Below are 22,479 nucleotides of genomic sequence, written 5' to 3'. Positions count from 1 at the left end.
ATTCAAATCTCGACACAGGAAGAACATCATGGATCTCGGCATCACAGGCAAGTGGGCGTTGGTGGGCGGCGCCAGCAAGGGGCTCGGTTTCGGCTGCGCGCAGGCGCTGGCACGCGAGGGCGTCAACGTGGTGATCGTCGCACGTGGCGCCGAAGCATTGAATGCCGCAGCGGCCAAGCTCAAGGCCGAGGCCAAGGGGGTGCAGGTCATCGCGGTGCCGGTCGACATCACCACTGTGGCGGGACGTGAGGCCATCTTTGCCCAGCGCAAGGATTTCGACATTGTTGTCACCAATGCCGGCGGCCCGCCGCCCGGCGACTTCCGCGACTGGGATCGTGACGCGTGGATCAAGGCGGTAGACGCCAATATGCTCACGCCCATCGAGCTCATCAAGGCCACGGTGGACGGCATGGCAGCGCGTGGTTACGGTCGCATCGTCAACATCACGTCCAGCGCGGTGAAGGCGCCGATCGACATTCTGGGCCTGTCCAACGGCGCGCGCAGCGGCCTGACCGGCTTCGTGGCCGGCGTGTCGCGCAATGCAAAGATCGCCGCCAAGGGCGTGACGATCAACAACCTGCTGCCCGGTGCTTTCGACACGGATCGTCTCAAGGGGACGATGTCAGGCGCAGCGCAGAAAACCGGCCAGCCCATCGAGGCCATCATGGAAGCCCGCAAGAAGACCATCCCGGCCCAGCGCTTCGGCACCCCCGAGGAGTTCGGCGCCATCTGCGCCTTCCTGTGCAGCATGCAGGCCGGCTACATCACCGGCCAGAACGTGCTGGCCGATGGCGGTGCCTATCCGGGCACGTATTGATGCGAGCGTGGCGCTGGCTTAACGCCGCGCCGACGACACCACGATGCCGCAGACGATGAGCACGAAGGCGGCACCGTGGTAGAGCTGAGGCAGTTCGCCCAGCAGGGCGGCTGACATCAGTGCCGCGAGCAGCGGCGTGAGGTTGCCGAAGAAGCTGGCCACCGTGGGGCCCGCGCGCTGCACGCCCATGCCCCAGGCGCGGTAGGCCAGCACGGCGGGGCCCACGGCCACGAAGACCAGGGCCGCGATCAGCGGCCAGCCCCAGACGATGGGCTGGTCCACCACCGCCCATTCACCGGCGGCGAACAGCGCCGACCAGGCCAGGCCAAAGACGATTTGCGCCAGCAGGAAGGCGGCCCAGTCCCCGCGGATGGTGGCGGGTTCACCGCCCGGGCGCGCCAGCATCCAGCTGTAAAAGGCCCAGCAGATGGACGCGATCAGAACGTAGATGTCACCAGGCAGCAGCTGGACCTGCAGCAGGGTGTCCAGGTGGCCGCGGCTGAGCACCAGCAGCACGCCGCTGATGGACAGCAGGGCGCCCAGCAACTGGCGGCGCGAGACCGGGGCGTTGAAAAAGAGACGACCGATGAGCTGCATCCAGATCGGCATGCTGGCGGCCACCAGCGTGACGTTGATGGGCGAGGAGGTCTTGAGCGCCAGGTACTGCAGGGCGTTGTAGGCACCCACGCTGAGCAGGCCCAGCATGGCAAAACGTCGCCAGTGCGGCCACAGGCCGCTGTCGCGCTGGAGCACCCAAGCCGCCAGGGGCAGCAGGATCAGGCCAGCCAGGACCCAGCGCAGCAGGTTGAGCATCATGGGGGGCACGAGTTCGCCCACCATGCGGCCCACCACGGCGTTGCCGGCCCACATCAGGGGCGGGAGGGTCAGGAGCAGGGCGGTGGAGGGGGACAGACGGGTGTGCATGGGTTGGCACTGTAGCAAGCCGATGGCGGCAGCGCTGTCCGATGGGCATTAATGACCCGGCGGCAACGGGTACTCGTATGCTCACGTAGAATTTTGCGCACTATCAGGAGACACGACATGACCCAGACTTCTTCCCGCGCCGTGCGCATCGACCAGCATGGCGGCCCCGAGCTGCTCAAGATCGTCGAAGTAACCGTGGGCGAGCCCGGTCCGGGCGAGATCCGCATCCGTCACAAGGCCTGCGGCCTGAACTTCATCGACGTCTACCAGCGTAGTGGTGTCTACCAGTTGCCCATGCCCTTGCAGCTGGGCATGGAGGCCTCGGGCATCGTCGAGGCGGTGGGCGCGGGCGTCACGCATCTGAAGGTCGGCGACCGTGCTGCCTACGCCAGCCAGCCGCCCGGCGCCTACTGCGAGGTGCGCGTGATGCCGGCCAAGACCGTGTGCAAGCTGCCCGACGACATTTCCTTCGAGACCGGTGCGGCCATGATGCTCAAGGGCCTGACCGTGCAGTACCTCTTCAACCGGGTGCGCCCGGTCGAGGCCCTGCAGCCTGGTGATCACGTGCTCTTCCATGCCGCTGCCGGCGGCGTGGGCCTGATCGCCTGCCAGTGGGCCAAGGCCCAGGGGCTGCAGCTGATCGGTACCGCGGGTTCGGACGCGAAATGCGAACTCGCGAAAGCGAATGGCGCCGCACACGTGATCAACTACAACAAGGAAGACTTTCTGCCACGCGTGAAAGAGATCACCGGCGGCAAGGGCGTGAAGGTGGTGTACGACTCGGTGGGCAAGGACACGTGGGACAAGTCACTGGACTGCCTGCGCCCCTTCGGCCTGATGGCCAGCTTCGGCAATGCCTCCGGCGTGGTGCCGCCTTTTGCGCCAGGCAGCCTGGCGGCCAAGGGCTCGATCTACGTCACACGCCAGACCCTGTTCAGCCACATCACCACACGCGAGACCACGCAGTCCATGGCCGACGACCTGTTCGCCATGGTGTCCAGCGGCAAGGTGAAGATCCATATCGCCCAGCGCTACCCGCTGGAGCAGGTGCAGCAGGCGCACCGCGATCTGGAGGCCCGCAAGACCACGGGCTGCACCATCCTGACGCTGTAGGCAACAGGCCCTAGTTTCGGGTCTCCGCGCGCTCGACCAGGAAGTCCAGCAGGGCCCGCGTCTTGGCGGGCATGAACTTGCGCGTGGGAAGGGCCGCATAGGCCGTGACCCGGCCCAGTGTCCACCCCGGCAGCAGCTGCACCAGTTGCCCGCTGGCCAGGAAGGAGCGGGCTATCAGCTCGGAAACCGCCAGATAACCCACGCCGTCCAGGCCGGCCTGCAGCAGCACGTTGAAGCTCTGGCTGCGCAGCACGGGCTGTACGGCGACCTCCACCGCCGCCGCCTCCTGTGCATCGATGGGCTCCAGCCGCAGCTTGCGGCCCGAGAGATCCTGGCCGGGCAGCTGAAAGGACTTGAGGTAAGCATGACGTTGCAGTTCCTGAGGCTCAGTGGGTGAGCCGGCGCGGCGCACATAGGACGGCGCTGCGCACAGGATCATGTGCGCGGTACCCAGCGGCCGTGCCACCACATTGGCGTCAAAGCCTTCGTCGGCAGCCAGCACGGCCAGGTCATAGGCCTCCAGGCGTGTCAGGGGCAACGGGTCGATGTCAAGGTCCAGCATGAGCCTGGGCTGGCGCTCGCGCCAGCGCACGATATTGGGGGCGATGAAGTAGGACGCCATGGTGGGTGTGCACAGCACACGCACCGTGCCCTGCAGCTCCTGGCTGTGGGCCGCGGCGGCCATCTCCGCTTCTTCGATCTCCTGCAGGATGCTGTGCAGCCGCGCGCCGTACTCGTTGCCGGCTTCGGTCAGCGAGAGCTTGCGGGTCGTTCGGTGCAACAGCCGCGTGCCCAGGCTCTGCTCCAGATCGGCCACCAGGCGCGTGAGCACGGCGGGCGAGAGGTCCAGGGCCCGGGCGGCGCCGGCAAAGCTGCCCTCTTCGACCACCCGCTGGAAAGCGCGCATGGAAAGCAATCGGTCCATGGAAGGTCTCCTTGGGTTTCAAGTAGTTGATTATTTCTAATTCAGAAATTATGACTTGAAATAAACGATGTTTTTCTTTGATTCAAGGAAATATACAGTTCATTCCATCGACGGATCGAAACAAATTAAACGAGGCGTCGAAGGTTGGACACAGACGAGAAAGCGATTTCCTGCCATGCCCAGAACATTGTTTGTCTTTGAAAGGAAGTTCACCATGAACCGCAATACCACCACCGCCATCGCCCTGGCCCTCGCTACCCTGGCTGCAGGCAACGCCATCGCCGCTGAACCCGTGACCGCCAAGACGCGTGCCCAGGTCCAGGCCGAACTGCTACAAGCCCAGCGCGCCGGCGACATCGTCAACAGCGAAGGCCAGAAGCTGAACCAGCTCTTCCCCAGCCAGTACCCGGTGGCTGCCGTTTCGAGCCGCACCCGTGCTGAAGTGAAGGCCGAGCTGATCGAAGCCCAGCGTACCGGCGACATCGCCGACAGCGAAGGCCAGAAGCTGAACCAGCTGTTCCCCAGCCAGTACCCGGTGGCCGTCGCTTCGAGCCGCACCCGCGCCGAAGTGAAGGCTGAACTGATCGAAGCCAAGCGCACCGGCGACATCGTCGACAGCGAAGGCCAGAAGCTCAACGCGCTGTACCCCAACAGCTATCCGCGCAAGGGCTGATCAGCTCCGTTCGTGAAAAGGCCGCGGGATGCGAATCCCGCGGCCTTTTTTTCATGAGCAAGCCTTGACGCAGGCTAGCGGTCCTCGTCCTCGTGCCGCTGGCTGCGCCAGATGGCCCGCCCCAGCCAGAACGCGCCGACGGCGGCGCCGACGAACCCCATCAGGCCGAAGGCCGGCAGGCCCAGCAGGGTCGGCCCGCCACCCACGGTCATCACGATGGAGGAGCCGATGATCAGCGCTGCGATGATCAGCGCCAGCGAAAGTCGGTTGGCCGCACGGTCGAGCTGCCTGCCCACGTGGCGCAGCGAGCGGCTCTCGATGTCCAGGCCCATGTGCCCCTGCCGGACGCGGCGCAGCAGGCGCCCCAGATCCTGTGGCAACTGTTCAGCCACGTCCAGCAGGCGCAGCCAGGAACCCCAGGTACGCCGGGCCAGCACAGAAGGCCGGTAGCGTGCCCGGGTGACCTGCCGCAGCAAGGGCAGGGCCTCATCCGCCATGTTGAAATCTGGGTCCAGACCACGGCCCAGTCCTTCCAGCGTGATGAAGGCCTTGATCAGCAGGGCGAGATCGGCGGGCAGGGCCAGACGGTTGTCACGCAGGATGGCTGTCACGTCCATCAGCATGCGGCCCAGGCTCAGTTCGGCCAGCGGCGTGCCGTGGTACTGGTCAATGAAGGCCTCAACGTCGTTTTCCAGTTTTTCCTGCGGCACCGGCTGGCCATCGCGTGTCCAGTCCAGCAGCACATCCACCACAGCCTGCGGCTCGCGTTGCACCAGACCCAGCAGCAGCCTGAGCAGCTGCTGGCGTCGGCGTAGGGAGAGATGCCCCACCATGCCGAAATCGATGAAGGCCAGGCGATTGCCCGGCAGGTAGAAGACGTTGCCGGGGTGCGGGTCGGCGTGGAAGAAGCCGTCCTCCACGATCATCTTGAGCACAGCCTGGGCGCCGCGCCGGGCCAGCAGCTTGCGGTCCAGTCCGGCGCCGTCGAGCTGGTCGAGTGCGTGGCCGGGAATGCCGTCCACATGGTCCTGCACATTGACACGTTCACGTGTCCAGGCCCAGTGGATGCGCGGGATCTGCACGAACGGCAGTGCCGCCATGTTTCTGGCCAGGTGTTCGGCGTGCCGGCATTCGCTGGCCAGATCCAGCTCACGCTGCAGGGAGCGGCCGAACTCGCGCAGCAGCTGGCGCGGGCGATAGGGGGCCAGCGCGGGCAGCTCGGCCTCAGCCAGGGCGGCCAGACGATCGAGCAGGCGCAGGTCGGCCTCGATCACCTCGCGTATGCCGGGACGGCGGATCTTGACGATGACCTCGGTGCCGTCGGCCAGCCGTGCGCGGTGCACCTGGGCGATGGAGGCCGCAGCCAGCGGCTGCGGATCGAACCAGGCGAAGACGGCCTCGGGCTCGGCGCCCAGGTCTTCGCGCAGTTGGGCGCGCAGGGCATCCAGCGGCAGGGCCGGCACATGGCTGTGTAGTTTCTCGAACTCGGCGATCCACTCAGGGCCGAACATGTCGGCGCGGCCGGCCAGGATCTGGCCGAGCTTGACGAAGGTGGGGCCCAGTTCCTCCAGGGCCTGGCGCAGTTGTACGGGCGGTGGCAGCTGGGCCAGGTCGGCCGCGTGGTCCCAATGCAGGCGGTGCCCGGCTTTTTCCAGGGCGGTGGCCAGGCCCCAGCGGCGCACCAGCTCACCCAGGCCGTGGCGTACCAGAACGCCGGCGATCTCGTTGAGCCGACCGAGGTTGCTGCGTCTGGCACCGTGGGCTGAGGGCTTGCTCATGGTGCCAGTTTAGGGCAAGCCCCGCCTGCTCAGGCGCGGGAGCGCCGCACCCGCAGGAGCTCGTCGAGCAGCAGGAAGATCACGCCCAGAGTGATGGCGCTGTCGGCCACGTTGAAGGCAGGGAAATGCCAGCTGCCGATGTGAAAGTCCACCATGTCCACCACATAACCGTGCAGCAGGCGATCCAGCACATTGCCCAGCGCACCACCCATGACGCAGGTCAGCGCAAAGCAGAACAGGCGCTGGCCGGCGTGGGTGCGCAGTAGGTAGATGATGAACAGGGCGGCGGCGATGCCTATGCCCACGAAGAACCAGCGCTGCCAGCCGTCGGCCCCGGCCAGGAAGGAGAAGGCCGCGCCGCGGTTGTGCACGCGCACGATGTTGAGCCAGCTGGTCAGCTCGGTGGCCTCGCCATGGTGGTAATAGGCCAGGATGGCAACCTTGGTGATCTGGTCGATCACCAGGATCAGGAAGGCCAGGCCCAGCCATTTCAGCAGGCCGCCACCGGCGTTGGACTGGCGGGCCATCAGGCGACCTTCCGGTCTTCACCGGCGCCATAGAGGTTGCTGGTGCAACGGCCGCACAGGGTGGGGTGGGCGACATCGGTGCCGACGTCGTCACGGTAGTGCCAGCAGCGCTCGCATTTCTCATCTTTCGAAGGTGAGACATCCATGGTCAGGCCGCTGCCTTCAACGTGTTCAAGTGCAACTTTGGAAGTGATAAGTACAAACTTCAGATCCTCCGCCAACGCCATCAACTCGGCATAGATCGGGTCACCGCATCTGATGGATACGTTGGCTTGGAGCGAGGAGCCGATTTGTCCGTCTGCGCGCTTTTCCTCGATCTTCTTGTTGACGATGTCTCGAACTTGCTGGATATCGGCCCACTTGGCCAGCAAGGCCGCATCGGGCTGGCCCAGATCGACATAGGTCTCCATGAAGATCGATTCCGATGAACCACACACCTTCCAGGCCTCCTCGGCCGTGAAGCTCAGGAAAGGCGCCATCCAGCGCAGCATGGCCTGGGTGATCTGGTGCAGCGCGGTCTGGGCGCTGCGGCGCGCCAGGGATTTGGGCGCCGTGGTGTACAGGCGATCCTTGAGCACGTCCAGGTAGAAAGCGCCCAGGTCTTCGCTGCAGTAGACCTGCAGTTTGGCCACCGCCGGGTGGAACTCATAGACCTCGTAGTGCGCCAGGATCTCGGCCTGCAGCTCGGCGGCGCGACTCAATGCGTAGCGATCGATCTCCAGCATCTGGTCGAGCGGCACGGCGTCCTTTTTCGGATCGAAGTCGCTCACATTGGCTAGAAGGAACTTGAGCGTGTTGCGGATGCGACGGTAGGTGTCCACCACGCGCGCCAGGATCTTGTCGTCGATGCCCAGGTCGCCCGAGTAGTCGGTCGCGGCGCACCACAGGCGGATGATCTCGGCGCCCATCTTTTCGCTGACCTGCTGCGGCGCTACGACGTTGCCCACGCTCTTGCTCATCTTGCGGCCCTGGCCGTCCACGGTGAAGCCGTGGGTCAGCAGGCCGCGGTAGGGCGCACGGCCGTACATGGCGCAGGCCGTGAGCAGAGAACTATGGAACCAGCCACGGTGCTGGTCGTGGCCTTCGAGGTAGAGATCAGCTTCGGGGCCGCCGTCCTCGTGGCCGCTATGCGGGTGCGAGGTCTTCAGCACCGTGGTGTGCGTGGTACCGGAGTCGAACCAAACCTCGAGGATGTCGCTGCTCTTGCTCCACTGTGCGGCGTTGCTCTTGTCGCCGATGCGCTGCAGGATGTCGGCGGTGCTGAGCTTGCTCCATGCCTCGATGCCGCCTTTTTCGACGATCTCGGCCGCGAGGTCGATGATCTCGGGCGTGCGCGGATGCGGCTCGCCGCTGTCTACGTCGAGCAAGAAGGGCAGGGGCACGCCCCAGCTGCGCTGGCGCGAGATGCACCAGTCGGGCCGGTTGGCGATCATGTCGCGCAGGCGGGTGCGACCGTTCTCAGGGTAGAACTTCGTCTCGTCGATGGCGGCCAGGGCCAGTTGGCGCAGGGTCCGCGGTGCCTTGTCCTTGGTGAAGATGCCCGTGCCTTCGTCCATGCGCACAAACCACTGGGCCGCGGCGCGGTAGATCACAGGCGTCTTGTGGCGCCAGCAGTGCGGGTAGCTGTGTGTGATGTCTTGCGTGGCGAACAGGCGCCCGGCGTTCTTCAGTGTCTCGAGTACGACCGGCACGGCCTTCCAGATGTGCAGGCCGCCGAAGAGCGGAAAGTCGGCGGCGTAGGCGCCGTTGCCCTGCACGGGGTTGAGGATGTCGTCGTACTTCAGGCCGTGGGCGACACAGCTGTTGAAGTCGTCCACGCCGTAGGCGGGCGCCGAGTGCACGATACCCGTGCCGTCCTCGGCGGTGGCGTAGTCGGCCAGGTAAACGGGGCTGAAGCGGCGGTAGCCCGCATCCACGTCGTACAGGGGATGCTTGAAGTTGATCAGGTCGAGCTTTTTGCCCAAGGTGGTGGCCAGTACCTTGCCGGTCAGCTTGAAGCGTTCCAGGCATTTCTCGACCAGCACGGCCGCCAGCACCAGCAGGCCGCGCTCGGTCTGCACCAGCGCGTACTCGAGTTCGGGGTTGAGGTTGAGTGCCTGGTTGGCGGGGATGGTCCAGGCGGTGGTGGTCCAGATCACGGCATAGGCCGGCTGTTCCAACTTGCCCAGACCGAAAGCGGCCGCCAGCTTCTCGGGCTCGGCGCATTCGAAGCCCACGTCCAGCGTGCTGCTCTTCTTGTCGGCGTATTCGATCTCGAATTCAGCCAGTGAGGAGGCGCAATCGAAACACCAGTGCACGGGTTTGAGGCCGCGGTAGACAAAACCGCGCTCCATCACGCGCTTGAAGGCGCGGATCTCGGCCGCCTCGTTGACGAAATTCATCGTCTTGTAGGGGTTGTCCCATTGGCCGAGCACGCCCAGGCGCTTGAAGTCGGCCATCTGGCCGGCGATCTGCTCGGTGGCGAAAGCGCGGCTTTTGGCTTGCATCTCGTCGCGCGGCAGGTTGCGGCCATGCAGTTTCTCGATGGCGTTCTCGATGGGCAGGCCGTGGCAGTCCCAGCCCGGGATGTATTGCGCGTCCAGCCCCTTGAGCTGGCGCGCCTTGACGATCATGTCCTTGAGGATCTTGTTGACGGCGTGGCCGATGTGGATCTGACCGTTGGCATAGGGGGGGCCATCGTGCAGGATGAACTTCGGCTTGCCGTGGCGCACGTCGCGCAGTTTCTTGTACAGGCCCTGGTCTTCCCAGGCCTGGACCCAACCCGGCTCGCGCTTGGGCAGGTCGCCGCGCATGGGAAAGGCGGTGTCGGGCAGGTTCAGCGTGGCGCGGTAATCAACTTTTTCAGTCATGACAAACTTTTCGAAAGACGTGGCTGCCCAAGAGAGCGGGTCAGGGGATGCTTGGGTGGGCGCGGGGCAAGGTGCGCCAGTGATGCCCCGTCAAATTCGCCCGTTAAACCAGGCGCGTGCAGCGTCGCAGTCCCTGGTGATGCCGGCTTTCAGGGCATCCAGACTGTCGTATTTGAGCTCGTCGTGCAGTTTGTGCAGCAGTTCCACACGGATGATTTTACCGTAGCCCCCCTCGGCGCCCAAGGCGGCGGGCCAATCCAGGCAGTGGGTCTCCAGCAGCACCCGCCCGCCGTTGACATCGTTCGGGTCCAGCGAGGGCCGCACGCCCAGGTTGGCCACCCCGCGCAGGGGCTGGTCCGTCAGGCCATGCACCAGTACCGCGAAGATGCCGCTGGCGGCCGGTTTCCAGTGGGCAAAGCGCAGGTTCAGGGTCTTGAAGCCCAGTTCGCGGCCCAGCTTGCGCCCGTGCAGCACATGGCCCGAGATGTGGTACGGGTGGCCCAGCAGGCGGGCTGCATTGTCCATTCGGCCCTCGGCCAGGGCGGCACGCACCGCCGAACTGGACACGCGCAGGCCGTGCACCTCGTAGCTGTTCATGCGCGCTACGTCGAAGCCTTTCGCCGTTCCCGCCGCGTCCAACAGGGCATAGTCCCCGGCCCGCTTGGCGCCGAAACGGAAATCGTCGCCCACCAGCACGTAACGCGTGCCCAGGCCGCGCACCAGCACGTCGTCGATGAAAGCCTGCGGGGAAAGTGATGCCAGGCGGGCGTCGAAGGGCAAAACGATCACCTGGTCGATGCCGCAGCGCTGCAGATCGGCCAGCTTGTCACGCAGGGTGGCGATGCGCGCGGGCGCCAGGGCGGCATTGCCCGTGGCGCCGGCAAAGTAGTCGCGCGGGTGCGGCTCGAAGGTCATGGCACAGCTGGGCACGCCGCGCTGCTGCGCCTCGCCACGCAGCAGGGCCAGCATGGCCTGGTGGCCGCGGTGCACGCCATCGAAATTGCCGATGGTCAGGGCGCAGGCCGTGGCGATGCCGGGGTGGTGGAAACCGCGTAAGACTTTCATCCGCTTGATATTTTTTTGATAGCGGCTCAGCCCGTGATTACAAGCTGATACGCCAAATGGTCATCAAAACAGGGTATATTGTGTCTGAATGGCGGGGCGGTCCTTCCCGAGGGGCTGTCGCAGACGCAAGCGTTTCGTTTGGATGGTTCTCGTAACCGGTCAGGAGGCGTGTTTTGAAGGTCTTGAAGCTGTCGGCCCAGGGGCTGCCCCAGTCCTGGATTTCCCTCGAAGAGGCGGTGCTGCACTACGCCGCTGACGAGGTGCGCTGGGAAGCGGGCGGCGAGATCGCAGTGTTCCATGGCGGGCACAACGCCATCACCGGTGAGCAGTCCGTCATCGCGGTCAACAGCATCATCGGCACCAAGGGCGTGCCCAGCATCAATCCCTTTGACCTGCGCCCCAGTCTCACCAATAGCAAGCTCTTCATTCGCGATCGCAACGTCTGCGCCTACTGCGGCGAGGACCACCACGAGACCGAGCTCACGCGCGAGCACATCATTCCTTTTGCGCAGAACGGGCAGGACCACTGGATGAACGTGGTCACCGCCTGCCGCTTATCCCTCCCAAATTACTTACTACTTTGCCGTAAGCGTGAGTTCCGCTTACTGAAGGGGCGAGTTCGGAGTCGTTTTTGGACTGGTAAGGCTTACGAGTACGCTTTACGAGTACGGGCCTATGGCCGGCTTGCTGCAGGCCAGGTGTGGGGTCACACATGAACGAACTGTTCTTGGCTATTGACAGCACTGGATACCCATCGCGCTGGCTTTCCTGGCAGGACGCTGTTACTCACGAGGTGCTGGGTAAAGTGTCCTATGGCTTCGGCGACTTCGAGTTCACCTTCACAGGAGGCAAGAACCGAGACACGGGGCTGAACTCGCAGGTTACGTTGAAGAGCATCTTGGTGATGCACGGGCGCAATCGCGTTGCAGCGCACCACGCGACGATCCCGTTATCCAACCACGCACTGTTCCGGCGGGATCGATTTACGTGCGCCTATTGCGGCGACGTGCACACGCGTGGTTTGACCCGGGATCACATCGTCCCGCTTTCGCGCGGCGGTACTGATGCCTGGCTTAACGTCTGTGCGTGTTGCTCTGCTTGTAACCTTCGCAAGGGGGCCAGTTTGCTCGAAGAGCTGGGTTGGGAGTTGTTGTACCTGCCGTATGCACCGAACCACCAGGAGGGCCTGCTGCTTCAGAACCGACGCATCCTTTGTGACCAGATGGAGCTTCTCAAGACGATGCTTCCAAAGCATTCGCGCCTTGCGATGTGAGCTACTCGATCTTTGTCCTTTGTCCGCTCTAAGTCGAGTTCTAGGTCTACATCATAGTGGCGACGGGCTCTATGAGCAGGGTGTTAGGAGTGAATCGAATGATGCAACCGCCGGCGGCCGAGGCATTGGTGTGTAGATCTGCTTCAGATTGCGCCGCTGTTTCCGCGATTTTGTTGCCTCGATTCCTAGCCAGGTGGCTAGCTTCTCAGCGTAGGGATCGAGCTTGCTTGGACTGGCCCGCTTTGCATATGTGGGCTCGGTCTCATCCGACCGCAGGTACTTCTTCACTGTGTTGCGAGCCAGGCCTGTACGCCTGGAGATCTCGCGGATGGACATCTGTTCTCGCAGTGCCCAACGCCTGATGACATTCAATGTCGCCACGTCTATCACTCCTAAATTCCCCCTGCTTCTAAAACTTGCAGGGTAGGGCCTACGTGGGTCAACTTTGGATGGAAATCACTGTCCTAAGTGGGTCAGATTTCAACGGAATTCAACACGTTTACCTCAATTTCCTTCCTTGCCGTTGGGCTGCTTCACGAGCATTCCACAGGAAACCGGCAATGACCAACATCGCCATCAACGACTGAGCAATGACACCTTGCAAGGATGGATAGATGCCCAGCAGGTCGATACGTGGCCCGTTGAACAAGGACACGTCAAGCCATCCCGCTTCCTGGAGACCGGCAACGCCCTTGCCTGTAAGCACTACCGCCAATACGGCAACCAGCATTGAGCTCCACGTGAAAAATTTACCAATGGGCAGGCGTGCGCTGAAACGCAGCATGGCGACTCCGACGACAGCCAGGATAGCAACACCAGTGACCAAGCCGCCCAGCACGGCCTGATGGTTCCCTTGCTCCCACAATGCAGCGTAGAACAAGATGGTCTCGAACACTTCGCGATAGACAGCGATAAAAGACAAGCCGAACATGAACCAGGCAGATTTGCGGCTCAATGCCGCGGACAGCTTGTCGTGAATGTACTTCTGCCATGCGCCGGCCATGCTCTTCTGATGCATCCACATCCCGACGCTCAGCAGAACAACGGCAGCAAAGAGAGAGGACAAGCCTTCTGTGATCTCACGGCTGGCGCCGCTGATACTGACAAAATAGGTCGCGACGCCCCAGGTCACGACGCCCAGCGCCAACGCACCGACCCAGCCTGCATGCACATAACGCAGCATGTCACCGCGCTCGGCCTTGCGGAGGAAAGCGATCATGGCCACCACCACCAGCAGGGCTTCCAGACCTTCGCGCACGAGGATGGTCAGGCTGCCCAGGAACGCGGCGGTTGCATCCGCGCTGGAGCCGAGCAGCTCATCGGCTTCCTTGAACAAATCATCAATGTCCTTCACCTGAGCCTGGAGTTCAGACATCGCCGCTTTGCTGGCGAGCAAGGAGCGGTACTTGCCCATCGCTGTTTCAATACGGCCCATCAGAGCCGAGTCTCGTGTCGCCAGCGTGGGTTCAATGGGCTCCACACCGTCCAAGTAGGCCGAGAGCGCCAGATCCGTAGCTAGCCCCATTTGCCCCTTCTCGACGGCAGCAAGGCTTTGTGCCAGCTTCTGGCGGGCCACGTCGAAACTCAGGGCGCGTTTCTGAACAACGGCTTCCGGGTGCATGTGCAGATAGGCCATGGTCAGCGATGCGGGCTCGTCACCTACTTGCTTGGCCAAGTCAGCTTCGGTCATGCGCGACAGCGCATCCAGACTGGTCAGTTGGGCGCGCACGGCGGCGTTCTCGGTCCAGACCTTTTGCCCCGCAGTTGCCTCACTATTGCTGTGCGCGAACTGGCCGATGAAAAATGCCAGTGCCCACCGGTCAGCTTCGGAGATCGTGGTAAAGCCGGGCATGGCCGTGCCTTCGATGCCTTGGCTGATCGCCTGGTAGAGAGCAAATGCGCTGCGCTCTCTGGCCCGGTCTTTGTCGGTGAAAGCAACCGGGCGCGGTTCCAGCTTAAGGCCCAGGAGGCCATCACCGTTACCGGTGGCACCATGGCAGGCAGCACACTGCGCTTGATATAGCGCAGTTGCCTGCGCCACCAAGGGCGGGGTAGCTGGAGAAGAGGGCACCGGGTAAGCAGCAAGCAGATGGTTGGCCAGTGACTTCGCCAGAGCTGCGACTTCCTCAGAGTTCTTCTTCGCTTCTATGGCAGCAGACAGTGTCTGCGCTTCTGCCACCAGGGTGGCACGTTCGGGATGAGGCTCAAGCGCGCCCAGTCTGGTCTGACTCGTCTTGGCAAACTCGCGCATCTCTTCGAACTCAGGGGCACTGATGACGACCCCATCCTTGACTGCGCCCGAATAGTCCACAGCAAGGTAGTCCAGCAATTGCCAGATGCGTCGGACATCGGCCTCTGCTGCGTTAGCAGTCATGGTGAAAGACAGCGTCAGTGCGCAAAGCAATAAAGCGCGGACCCGGAACCACGAGGAAAAAGCCATGAAAACGTGACCAAAAATGGGAATCATTTTAGCCCTCGGGAAAACACACGATGCACCACTCGGACCAGGGCAGCCAGTGCGCCAGTGACGAGTTTCAGCAATTGTTCAAGGCCCAGGGCATCACCTGAAGCATGAGTCGGCGTGGGGAGTGCTGGACAACGCGGCGATGGAGAGTTTCCCTAGCGGCGCTTTTTGCTTGGCAGACGCGGGCGCTTGACCCACATCCAGATGCCGCTGATGCCCAGCCCGGCCAGCACCAGGCCGCCCAGGCCCACGAGCACGGTGAGCAGCACACCACCGAGTTCACCCGTGTGCAGCGGGTAGATCACGGTGATGATGCGGCTGCCCGTGTCCAGCTCGTTCCAGCGGTAGGTGGAGAGCACCTGGCCCGTGTAAGGATTGAGCCAGACCGAGCTCAGGCCATTGGGGTGAGTGTCGTCAGCCACCTTGAAGCGGATGCGCACGGGCTTGTCTGCGGCGCCCGGTGTTTGCACATAACCCACCATGGCATCCGGAAAGCGTGTGCGCGCAGTGGTAACCAGCTCGTCCAGCGGAACCCGCGGGCCGTTGACCGTGTGTTTGGCCAGGGCCGGAGCCTTGACCTGGGTTTGTCCGGCCACGCTGCTCACGGCTGCGCGCAACGGGAGCCAGGCCATATAGGCGCCGGTGACCACGCTGACCGCGATGAGCATGCCCAGCAAGGCACCACCCGTGCGGTGCAGGTCGAACAGGGCCACGAACCAGCCACGCTTCAGGCGCACCTTGAAAGACGGCGGCCAGCGTTGCGGCCACCACATCAGCAGGCCTGACATCAGCAACACCAGGTAGCTCAAGGCCACGGTGGCCAGCAGGGCGCGCCCGGCGTCGCCCAGCAGCACGGTGCTGTGCAGTTCGAAGATCAGGTTGTGGAAGCCCTCGGTCTCGCCGCGCCGGCCCAGTTCGCGGCCGGCGTCATCAAAGAAAACCATGCCGTCCCAGGTGCCTGAAACGAAGACGCGCAGGCTTTCACCGGGTTCACGCGGGGGGCGGAAGGTGAAGTTGGCCCCGGGGCCGAACTCCGCCGCCAGGGTGGCGCGCAGTGATTCAAGCGAGGCGGCGGGCAGGGCTGCGGCCAAGGCCGGCTGCTCGAAAAGATGTGCGTTCACCCACTGGTCCAGGGGTTTGGCCACGGTGAGTACGGCACCCAGCAGAGCATTCAAAGCCAGGAGCCAGCCCAGGGAGAGGGCCAACCAGGTGTGTGCCTTCATCCAGAGGCGGCGGGTGGTGGGAGTCAACATCTGTAATGTAAAATAATGCAAATCATTCTTATTTAGATTGTTGGAATTCTATGCGCAACTTGCATCTCTCCCTGACACCCCTGGCTTTGGCCACCCTCACCCTGGCCTTCAACGCCCAAGCTCAGGACGCAGCCTCGGGCGGCACGTTGGGCGAAGTGAAGGTGACGGCCGATGCGGTGGGCAGCTTCGGTTCGAGCAATGTGCAGGTCGGCGCCTTCCGCGACCAGGACCCGCTGGACGTTCCCCTGACCAACAACGTGGTCACGCGCGAAGTGCTGGACGCACAGGGCACCAACACCTTGTTCGGCGCCTTGCGCAACACGGCCGGCGTGACGCGCTCACAGCTCAGCGGTTCAACCTACGACAACATTTCCATCCGCGGCATCCTGGTGGAGAACCGCGGCAACTACCGCCTGAACGGCTCGCTGCCCATCATCAATCTGATCGATGTGCCGCTGGAGAACAAGGAACGGGTCGAGGTGCTCAAGGGCGCTTCGTCGATGTACTACGGCCTGGTGCCGCCCAGCGGCGTGGTGAACTTCGTGACCAAACGCGCAGGCAGCACACCGATGACCAGCATAGCGACCTCGCTCAACAACCATGGGGCCGTGGATGTGCATGCCGACATCGGTCGCCGTTTCTCCGACGACAGCATGGGCCTGCGCATCAATGCGGTGGCCGGCAAGCAGGAGACCGGCATCAACAATTACGAGGGCGACCGCAACCTGGTCTCGCTGGCCTATGACTGGAAGGTGACTCGCGGTTTCAACCTCAAGGTCGATCTGGAACGCTACCGCAAGAGCGTGAGCGAGCAGGCGGCCATCACCCTGCCCGCGGCGGTGGGCGGTGTGATCACCCTGCCGGACGTGCCCAACAACAAGACCAATCTGGCGGGTGCTTGGCAGCGCTACGCTGCCGAGGCCACCAACGCGCTGGTGCGCGGCGATCTGGTGCTCAACGACGACTGGTCGCTGGTGCTGGAGACCGGGCGGGCCGAAACCGTACGTGACCGTCGGTATTCCGCCTTCACGCTCAACAACATGGCCACCGGTGCCGGCACGCTGGCGATTTCCTTTGCCGATGGCCAGCGTTATGTGAACAACAACCACCGTGTGGAAGTGACCGGCAAGGTGAACACCGGCGCGGTCCAGCACGAGCTGACGACGGGTTACACGCACAACGAGCGCTGGGCTTATTCGGGTACGTCGGGCACCGGCTCGAACGTTGCCCAGAACCTGTATAACCCGGTGGAGATTGCCGAGATATCGAAGGTGATTGCCACGCAAGGCGCCATCACCACCATCACGGACAAGGGTCTCTACACCTACGACCGGATCGCGCTGAACGAGCAGTGGCAATTGCTGGCGGGCCTGCGGGCGGTCGACTACACAACACAGAGCACCAGCTCGACCTACAACGCCACCAGGGTATCGCCGAATATGTCGGTCATGTTCAAGCCGCAGACGGACACCTCGCTTTATGCGAGTTACCTGGAAGGCCTGGAAGAGACCGGCACGGCGCCGGCCAGCCGCGCCAATTCGGGCGAGATCCTGCCGCCGTCGGTGAACAAGCAGTATGAGTTTGGCCTCAAGTCACGGGCCTGGTCCAAGGTGCTGGCGCAGGCGGCGGTGTTCCAGATCGAACGCCCGCAGACCACGGTGGACGCCGGCAACAACTTCGTGCTCGGCGGCATGAGCCGTTACCGCGGCCTGGAGCTGTCGGCCAGCGGCGAGATCGGCTCGCAGTTCGGCGTGGTGGCTTCGGCGCTGTTCCTGAATGCGGAGATCGTCTCGGTCGGCACGACGAATGCAGGTGAACTCGGCAAGACGCCGGAGAACACACCGCGCCAGACCTTCAGCCTCTTCGGCGAGTACCGCCTGAAAGACACGCCAGGCCTGGCGCTCAATGCCGGTGCCTACTACGTGGGTGAGCGCCCCGTGAACAACCTGAACCAGGCTTGGTTGGCTGGCTACACCACCTACTCGGTGGGCACGCGCTACCGCACCAAGTGGGATGGCCGCAACGTGACGCTGCAGGCCAATATCGACAACCTCACGGACGCGAGCTACTGGGCCACGGCCGGTAACGGCCTGCTGGGCACGGGCGCACCCCGCACGCTGCGCGTGGCGGCCAAGTTCGATCTCTGAGATGGACGGGCGCGGCGCTCAGCCGCGCTGGCCGAGCTTGCGGTAGACCGTGGCGCGGCTGATGCCCAGGTTGCGCGCGGCCTAGGCCGCATTGCCGCGGGCTTCCGAGCACGCATCGTCGGCGTCACGCCATCCTTACCCCATTTAGAAGATCAGTTCGGCCAGCGTCAACGTGAATTCGAGCTTTGGCTGAGGGAAACCTATCCAGCCAAAGCCGGAATACCCCGTTGGCTGGTATTGGACGATCGCGAGAGTTACTTCGATAGGGGATGTCCGAATCTCGTGTTGCTCCCGTATGTCCACTTCGGTGGCACTGACCTGGAGCGATCGGCCATGGGCTGCTGCGGCAGCGCATATGTCTGACGTTACAGACTGACGTTGGATGCAACGAAACACCGTGATCGGGACAATCCGAGGAGCATATGCTTGCCGGCGATTGGACACGAATTCTGTAGCCCGGGTTACGAGCGGCTGGGGCGAGAAGCCCATGAAAAACCTCATGGATATTGATTCCATGCGGATATGCTGGGCAAGCAGCATTCGATACTGGAAAATCTAGCCATGGGCAGAGTCGAAACCAATGCCAAGCTTGCCGAACGGCCTAACACCACCCGTAGCTACGCCTTGACCAATCAAAAAGGCTCCGGTGATTGCCACCGTCATCAGGGCACTGATGTTCAGACGGCCCTGTCGCAGCGCAGTGAAGCCCTTGCGATAGGTGGAGAAATCAGCCAACCAGATGGCCGCCGCCAGGGCCATGCCAGTGCCTTTGAATAGCAACGTTTCGGGGGCAAAGAAGTCCAGAAACTCTGCCGAGATTGCCAACAGCAGAGAAGCGCCCATGCACTACATCCCTTCTGCCATAGGGGCATGGTCATCGTCTTGTCCTTGTATCGCTACGGGTTGGGGATCAAATCCGGCCTGCGGATGGCGTCCAGTGCGCTCGGCAAGACGTCAGCGGGCGCATCGATACGCAAAGTGCGCGCTGACAACTGGAAGCCCAGACTCCGTACACCGGCAATGTCCGCCAGCGCATTTCGGATTTCGCCCTCCTCGGAAGCGCAATCCATGGTCGGGATGCGAAAAACCGTGCCTGCTGTGCTGGACTGTTCGGCCTCAACGGGGGCAGGTGCCGGCGTGGCGCTGCAAGCACTATTACAGGCGCAGCAAGAAGCCGTGTCTTGCTCTAGGGTTTGCGGTAGTTTCATTTTCACTCCTTGCTGGACTCTATTTGAACCCTGAAGCGGCTATAGAGTCAAGTTGCTAAGATACATAACCCTAAACGCCTGTCGGCCTTACCATGCTTGAAGCTCTGCGCGTCTCTTTTCTGTTTGTCCTCACCGCCGTTGCGGAGATCGTCGGGTGCTACCTGCCTTGGTTGGTCTTGGTACAGGGGCGCACACCTTGGCTGCTCCTGCCTGCGGCGCTGGCACTGGCGTTTTTTGCCTGGCTACTGACACTGCATCCGCAAGCCGCCGGCCGCACCTATGCCGCCTATGGCGGCATCTACGTGGTGGTGGCGTTGCTGTGGCTCTGGCGCGTGGACGGCGTCACGCCCACGCGCTGGGATATGGTGGGTGGTGCCATTTGCTTGCTGGGAATGGCCTTGATTGCGTTCCAGCCTCGTGCCGTTGAGGTTTGACTCTTGGAGTTGCCGCATGAAGATTGGTGATCTTGCAAAACTGACCCAAACCCAGGTCGAAACCATCCGCTACTACGAGCGCGAAGGCCTGCTGCCCGAGCCCGACCGTACTGAGGGCAACTACAGAATCTACGGCGCGGCACATGCTGATCGACTCGCCTTCATCCGTCACTGTCGAAATCTAGACATGACCCTGGATGAAATACGGCAATTGCTACGCCTCAAAGACGATCCCGCATCGGACTGCGGGGATGTAAATACACTCCTGGATGAGCACATTGGCCACGTGGCCAGCCGGATTCGGGAGTTGCGAGCGCTGGAGAAGCAGTTGAGAAACCTGCGTGAGGGTTGCTGTGATGCGCAGGCGACAGCGAACTGTGGGATTCTGAATGAGCTTTCCCGCACACCCTCCACGATCAAGGCTAAAAGTGTGGGGCACGTTCACAGGACACACACAGGTGGTAAAGCAGCGCCTTAGGCGTGGGTTCCGCGGTTGAATTTGACAAGACCGAACGATGTAGTTTGACTCTGTAGCGGCTTCAGGGTTTCAAATAATGACTCTGAAAGAAACCAGACCGTGCCGACAGAGGGAAAACTATGGCTACGCATCGGGACCCCAATTTATCTGCTTACCGCCCTGAGATCTTCTCGTCACTGCTCAGCCAATATGCAACCATTCCGGTACCTGTTCCACACCATGCTTTCACTGACGCAGGTGCGAACAACCTTGCATCTTCCGAGGCTCGGCGTGCTGGAGGAGTGTTACACCGCGGGGGCGTCTGATACGGGGTTGACCCCGGACCGAGGGAATCCTGCGGAGCGCAAGCCCTAGAGGATTCGGATTTGCAATTTCCAGAACGACGATTTATTTTGTAACTCAGAAAGGATGAACAATCATGAGTATCTTTGACCGACTTTTTGGTGGCCACCATGGTGGCCGGGGTCATCATGGCAAGGGCTACTACCCTCAGCCTGGTGGAGGTAGCGGTGGTGGAATGGGCGGCGGCGGCGGTGTTGCTTGCCCCAGCTGTCGAACGGTCAATAGCGCAGGGGCGCAGTTCTGCCAGCAATGTGGCACGTCGATGAAGCCCGCCGCGTGCACGCAATGTGGCACGACCTTGCAACCTGGCGCCAAATTTTGCGGCCAGTGCGGGAAACCCTCGGCTTAAAGCGTCGCCGTCAACTGCACCTATAGATAGAGAAAAGCCCTTAGGAACAAAGCCCATTCTGTCCAAGGGCTCTCTTCAATATAATCAGATCATGCGCCGCTGGCTGTCCATTCTGCTACTTGTCCTTCTGCCGCTCCAGTTCACCTGGGCAGCAGCTGCGGGATATTGCCAGCACGAAAAGACTGTCAAGACGTGGCATATCGGCCATCACGAGCATCAGCACCAAGACGATGCTGACCAGGCGCATGCCAAGGTCAAGACATCGGACGGTGCCCTGGGTGCCAAGCTAGCCGATACCGACTGCAATGTTTGCCACCTGAGCAATGTGCAGCCCGTGCCCATGGTTGTCCCGGTTCTATCCGAGATGCAGGGCGTTGAAATCCAAAACACACTCGCGGGTCTATTCTCGACTCGCGGCCCCGATCTCCTAGAACGACCCAATTGGCGCATCGTCTGATTCGACGAGCGCGCTTTTTGCAGGCATCTTTCTTTTTTTCCTGACCTGATCACTGCTGCTCTCGTCGAATCCTCCCGGCTGTTTGTACAACTCTGGAGAATTCGATGCGCAGATTCTGTGTGCCGTTGCTATGCACGGCACTGCTCCCCACATTCGCCCTTGGGCAGGTCACGACGCCTGCCTCAAGCCCTACAAGTATTTCTGTCCAAAACCCGGCCACGAAAAGCGCCGGGTTGACACTCGAGATCGCGCTTCAAACCGCGCTCCGCCAAAACCCGCAGTTGCGGATCGCCGAGCTCGAGGTCGAGGCCAACAAAGGTGCGGTTCAGCAGGCTCGAATCATTCCCAACCCATCGTTGGGGTTTGAGCAGCAGGACACAGGTAGGGCTACTCGCCAAACCACGCTCCAGCTGAGCCAGCCTATTGAATTAGGTGGCAAGCGATCTGCCCGCATGGAGCTGGCCAACAGCGGCCAGGAAGTGGCCATGGCCGAGCTTGCAATGCGGCTGGCTGAATTGCGAGCCGTGACAACGCAAGCATTCTTTGAGGCCTTGATCGCGCAAGAGCGCGTCAGGGTTGCCGAAGAGTCCTTGAAGATTGTTGCCAGCGGAACCGCAGCCACAGCTCGACGGGTGACGGCCGGAAAGATCTCCCCGACCGAAGAAACGCGTGCCAGGGTTGCAGAGGCCAATGTGCGGATCGAGCTGCGTCAAGCTCAGGCCGACCGGCTTGCAGCACTGCGCTCGCTTGCTCTTGTCATGGGCTCATCGGTCAACAGCATCGATCAACTCGATGGCCGGCCGGAGACGCTGCCCGTCCCGCAGGGGAATGAAGCGATCAATGATCGCCTCATGAAATCCCCTGCGCTGAGACGGGCTCAGGGGGAAGTGCGTAGAGCACAAGCGGCCTATGAACTCGAGCGAGCACGCCGCATTCCCGATGTCACGGTCAGCCTTGGTGCTGTCCGCTCGCAGGACTTCGGACGCGATCAGCCCATCATTGGCCTCTCTATCCCCCTGCCGCTCTTTGATCGGAACCAGGGAGCACAGCTCCAAGCATTGCGTCGGCTGGACGCTACGCAAGTGCAGGCAGAGGCTGACGAGGTGCGACTTCGCTCGGAGGTGCTGCAAGCGGCGGACCAGCTGCAGGCGCGCTCGAGTGAGGTTCAGGCGCTGCAGCAGGAAGTCCTTCCGGGAGCCCAGAGCGCGTACGAAGCGGCAAGCCGTGGCTTTGAGCTCGGCAAGTTCGGTTTCCTGGATGTCTTGGATGCCCAGCGCACCTGGCTGCTGGCACGAACACAGTATTTGAATGCTCTTGGCGAGGCACATCGTGCGTCCGCGGAGCTTGAGCGTCGACTCGGATCGGCGAACGACCGCCCCGAAGTGGGTAATCAACCGTGAGTT

The 22,479-nt window shown here is 62.5% G+C and carries 20 protein-coding genes and 3 pseudogenes; 12 read left to right on the top strand and 11 right to left on the bottom strand.

What is annotated here, in order from left to right; all coding sequences use genetic code 11:
• Window positions 1-28 precede the first annotated feature (28 nt).
• On the top strand, window positions 29-817 hold the full coding sequence (locus tag AC07NT_RS12040; RefSeq protein WP_498598809.1) for an SDR family oxidoreductase: 789 nt from the start codon (window positions 29-31) through the stop codon (window positions 815-817).
• An 18-nt stretch (window positions 818-835) separates the two neighbouring features.
• Here AC07NT_RS12040 and AC07NT_RS12035 read toward each other — a convergent pair whose 3' ends face one another.
• Window positions 836-1,741, bottom strand: coding sequence for a DMT family transporter (locus tag AC07NT_RS12035; protein WP_498598810.1), 906 nt, complete (start codon window positions 1,739-1,741; stop codon window positions 836-838).
• A 117-nt stretch (window positions 1,742-1,858) separates the two neighbouring features.
• Here AC07NT_RS12035 and AC07NT_RS12030 point away from each other — a divergent pair, with 117 nt between their 5' ends.
• Window positions 1,859-2,854, top strand: coding sequence for a quinone oxidoreductase family protein (locus tag AC07NT_RS12030; protein ID WP_498598811.1), 996 nt, complete (start codon window positions 1,859-1,861; stop codon window positions 2,852-2,854).
• Between the two features lie 10 nt (window positions 2,855-2,864).
• Here the strand turns inward: AC07NT_RS12030 and AC07NT_RS12025 are convergent, their stop codons facing one another.
• The gene (locus AC07NT_RS12025) at window positions 2,865-3,779 is read right to left on the bottom strand and encodes a LysR family transcriptional regulator (RefSeq protein WP_498598812.1); all 915 of its coding nucleotides are present in this window, start codon (window positions 3,777-3,779) and stop codon (window positions 2,865-2,867) included.
• 214 nt (window positions 3,780-3,993) lie between these two features.
• Between AC07NT_RS12025 and AC07NT_RS12020 the strand changes: the two genes are divergently transcribed.
• Complete coding sequence (locus AC07NT_RS12020; RefSeq protein ID WP_498598813.1) at window positions 3,994-4,452, top strand: DUF4148 domain-containing protein; 459 nt, start codon at window positions 3,994-3,996, stop codon at window positions 4,450-4,452.
• 74 nt (window positions 4,453-4,526) lie between these two features.
• Here the strand turns inward: AC07NT_RS12020 and AC07NT_RS12015 are convergent, their stop codons facing one another.
• From AC07NT_RS12015 to AC07NT_RS12000, 4 genes are all read right to left on the bottom strand, one after another.
• The gene (locus AC07NT_RS12015) at window positions 4,527-6,230 is read right to left on the bottom strand and encodes an ABC1 kinase family protein (RefSeq protein ID WP_498598814.1); all 1,704 of its coding nucleotides are present in this window, start codon (window positions 6,228-6,230) and stop codon (window positions 4,527-4,529) included.
• A 29-nt stretch (window positions 6,231-6,259) separates the two neighbouring features.
• A complete protein-coding gene (lspA, locus tag AC07NT_RS12010; protein WP_498598815.1) occupies window positions 6,260-6,757 on the bottom strand; it encodes a signal peptidase II in 498 nt (165 codons plus the stop codon).
• Window positions 6,757-9,606: an isoleucine--tRNA ligase gene (gene ileS / locus AC07NT_RS12005; protein WP_498598816.1), complete on the bottom strand. Its 2,850-nt coding sequence runs from the start codon at window positions 9,604-9,606 to the stop codon at window positions 6,757-6,759. Before ileS ends, lspA begins: the two co-directional genes overlap by 1 nt.
• A gap of 90 nt (window positions 9,607-9,696) precedes the next feature.
• Window positions 9,697-10,671, bottom strand: a complete 975-nt coding sequence (locus AC07NT_RS12000) for a bifunctional riboflavin kinase/FAD synthetase (RefSeq protein WP_498598817.1) — start codon at window positions 10,669-10,671, stop codon at window positions 9,697-9,699.
• Between the two features lie 173 nt (window positions 10,672-10,844).
• On the opposite strand from AC07NT_RS12000, the gene AC07NT_RS11995 reads away from it, so the two are divergent.
• Both AC07NT_RS11995 and AC07NT_RS11990 read left to right on the top strand, forming a co-directional pair.
• Window positions 10,845-11,387 (top strand): HNH endonuclease, encoded by a 543-nt coding sequence (locus tag AC07NT_RS11995; protein WP_498598818.1) that lies wholly within the window; start codon window positions 10,845-10,847, stop codon window positions 11,385-11,387.
• Window positions 11,384-11,944 carry an HNH endonuclease gene (locus AC07NT_RS11990; RefSeq protein WP_493036820.1) on the top strand — a complete coding sequence of 187 codons (561 nt, stop codon included), beginning with the start codon at window positions 11,384-11,386 and terminating at the stop codon, window positions 11,942-11,944. The genes AC07NT_RS11995 and AC07NT_RS11990 overlap by 4 nt, the downstream gene beginning before the upstream one ends.
• A 123-nt stretch (window positions 11,945-12,067) precedes the next feature.
• Here the strand turns inward: AC07NT_RS11990 and AC07NT_RS11985 are convergent.
• From AC07NT_RS11985 to AC07NT_RS11975, 3 genes and pseudogenes are all read right to left on the bottom strand, one after another.
• Window positions 12,068-12,334, bottom strand: a pseudogene (locus tag AC07NT_RS11985) (IS21 family transposase); the annotation flags it as partial.
• 109 nt (window positions 12,335-12,443) lie between these two features.
• Entirely contained in the window at window positions 12,444-14,411 is a 1,968-nt protein-coding gene (locus AC07NT_RS11980) for an FTR1 family protein (RefSeq protein ID WP_498598819.1), read from the bottom strand.
• Window positions 14,412-14,563: 152 nt separating this feature from the next.
• The gene (locus tag AC07NT_RS11975; RefSeq protein WP_493036816.1) at window positions 14,564-15,661 is read right to left on the bottom strand and encodes a PepSY-associated TM helix domain-containing protein; all 1,098 of its coding nucleotides are present in this window, start codon (window positions 15,659-15,661) and stop codon (window positions 14,564-14,566) included.
• A gap of 50 nt (window positions 15,662-15,711) precedes the next feature.
• On the opposite strand from AC07NT_RS11975, the gene AC07NT_RS11970 reads away from it, so the two are divergent.
• A complete protein-coding gene (locus AC07NT_RS11970) occupies window positions 15,712-17,808 on the top strand; it encodes a TonB-dependent siderophore receptor (RefSeq protein ID WP_493036814.1) in 2,097 nt (698 codons plus the stop codon).
• Window positions 17,809-17,826: 18 nt separating this feature from the next.
• Here AC07NT_RS11970 and AC07NT_RS11965 read toward each other — a convergent pair.
• Window positions 17,827-17,889: pseudogene (locus AC07NT_RS11965) on the bottom strand (helix-turn-helix domain-containing protein); the annotation flags it as partial.
• A 9-nt stretch (window positions 17,890-17,898) separates the two neighbouring features.
• On the opposite strand from AC07NT_RS11965, the gene AC07NT_RS11960 reads away from it, so the two are divergent.
• Entirely contained in the window at window positions 17,899-18,171 is a 273-nt protein-coding gene (locus tag AC07NT_RS11960) for an HAD domain-containing protein (protein ID WP_493037096.1), read from the top strand.
• 261 nt (window positions 18,172-18,432) lie between these two features.
• Here AC07NT_RS11960 and AC07NT_RS11955 read toward each other — a convergent pair.
• Window positions 18,433-18,878, bottom strand: a pseudogene (locus tag AC07NT_RS11955) (heavy metal translocating P-type ATPase); the annotation flags it as partial.
• Between the two features lie 230 nt (window positions 18,879-19,108).
• On the opposite strand from AC07NT_RS11955, the gene AC07NT_RS11950 reads away from it, so the two are divergent.
• The 5 genes from AC07NT_RS11950 to AC07NT_RS11930 all read left to right on the top strand — a co-directional run bounded on the left by AC07NT_RS11950 (window position 19,109) and on the right by AC07NT_RS11930 (window position 22,476).
• Window positions 19,109-19,450 (top strand): YnfA family protein, encoded by a 342-nt coding sequence (locus tag AC07NT_RS11950; protein ID WP_493036812.1) that lies wholly within the window; start codon window positions 19,109-19,111, stop codon window positions 19,448-19,450.
• A 16-nt stretch (window positions 19,451-19,466) separates the two neighbouring features.
• Window positions 19,467-19,928, top strand: coding sequence for a Cd(II)/Pb(II)-responsive transcriptional regulator (gene cadR / locus AC07NT_RS11945; protein WP_493036810.1), 462 nt, complete (start codon window positions 19,467-19,469; stop codon window positions 19,926-19,928).
• Window positions 19,929-20,346: 418 nt separating this feature from the next.
• Window positions 20,347-20,619: a double zinc ribbon domain-containing protein gene (locus AC07NT_RS11940; RefSeq protein ID WP_493036808.1), complete on the top strand. Its 273-nt coding sequence runs from the start codon at window positions 20,347-20,349 to the stop codon at window positions 20,617-20,619.
• 91 nt (window positions 20,620-20,710) lie between these two features.
• Window positions 20,711-21,076, top strand: a complete 366-nt coding sequence (gene czcI / locus AC07NT_RS11935; protein WP_498598820.1) for a cation efflux protein, CzcI family — start codon at window positions 20,711-20,713, stop codon at window positions 21,074-21,076.
• A gap of 233 nt (window positions 21,077-21,309) precedes the next feature.
• A complete protein-coding gene (locus tag AC07NT_RS11930) occupies window positions 21,310-22,476 on the top strand; it encodes a TolC family protein (RefSeq protein WP_498598821.1) in 1,167 nt (388 codons plus the stop codon).
• Window positions 22,477-22,479 lie beyond the last annotated feature (3 nt).

It is taken from the genome of Hylemonella sp. GW821-FHT10B10, assembly GCF_059415585.1.
Note: the sequence above shows the minus strand (reverse complement) of the source record. Positions and strands in the feature narration are given on the sequence as shown.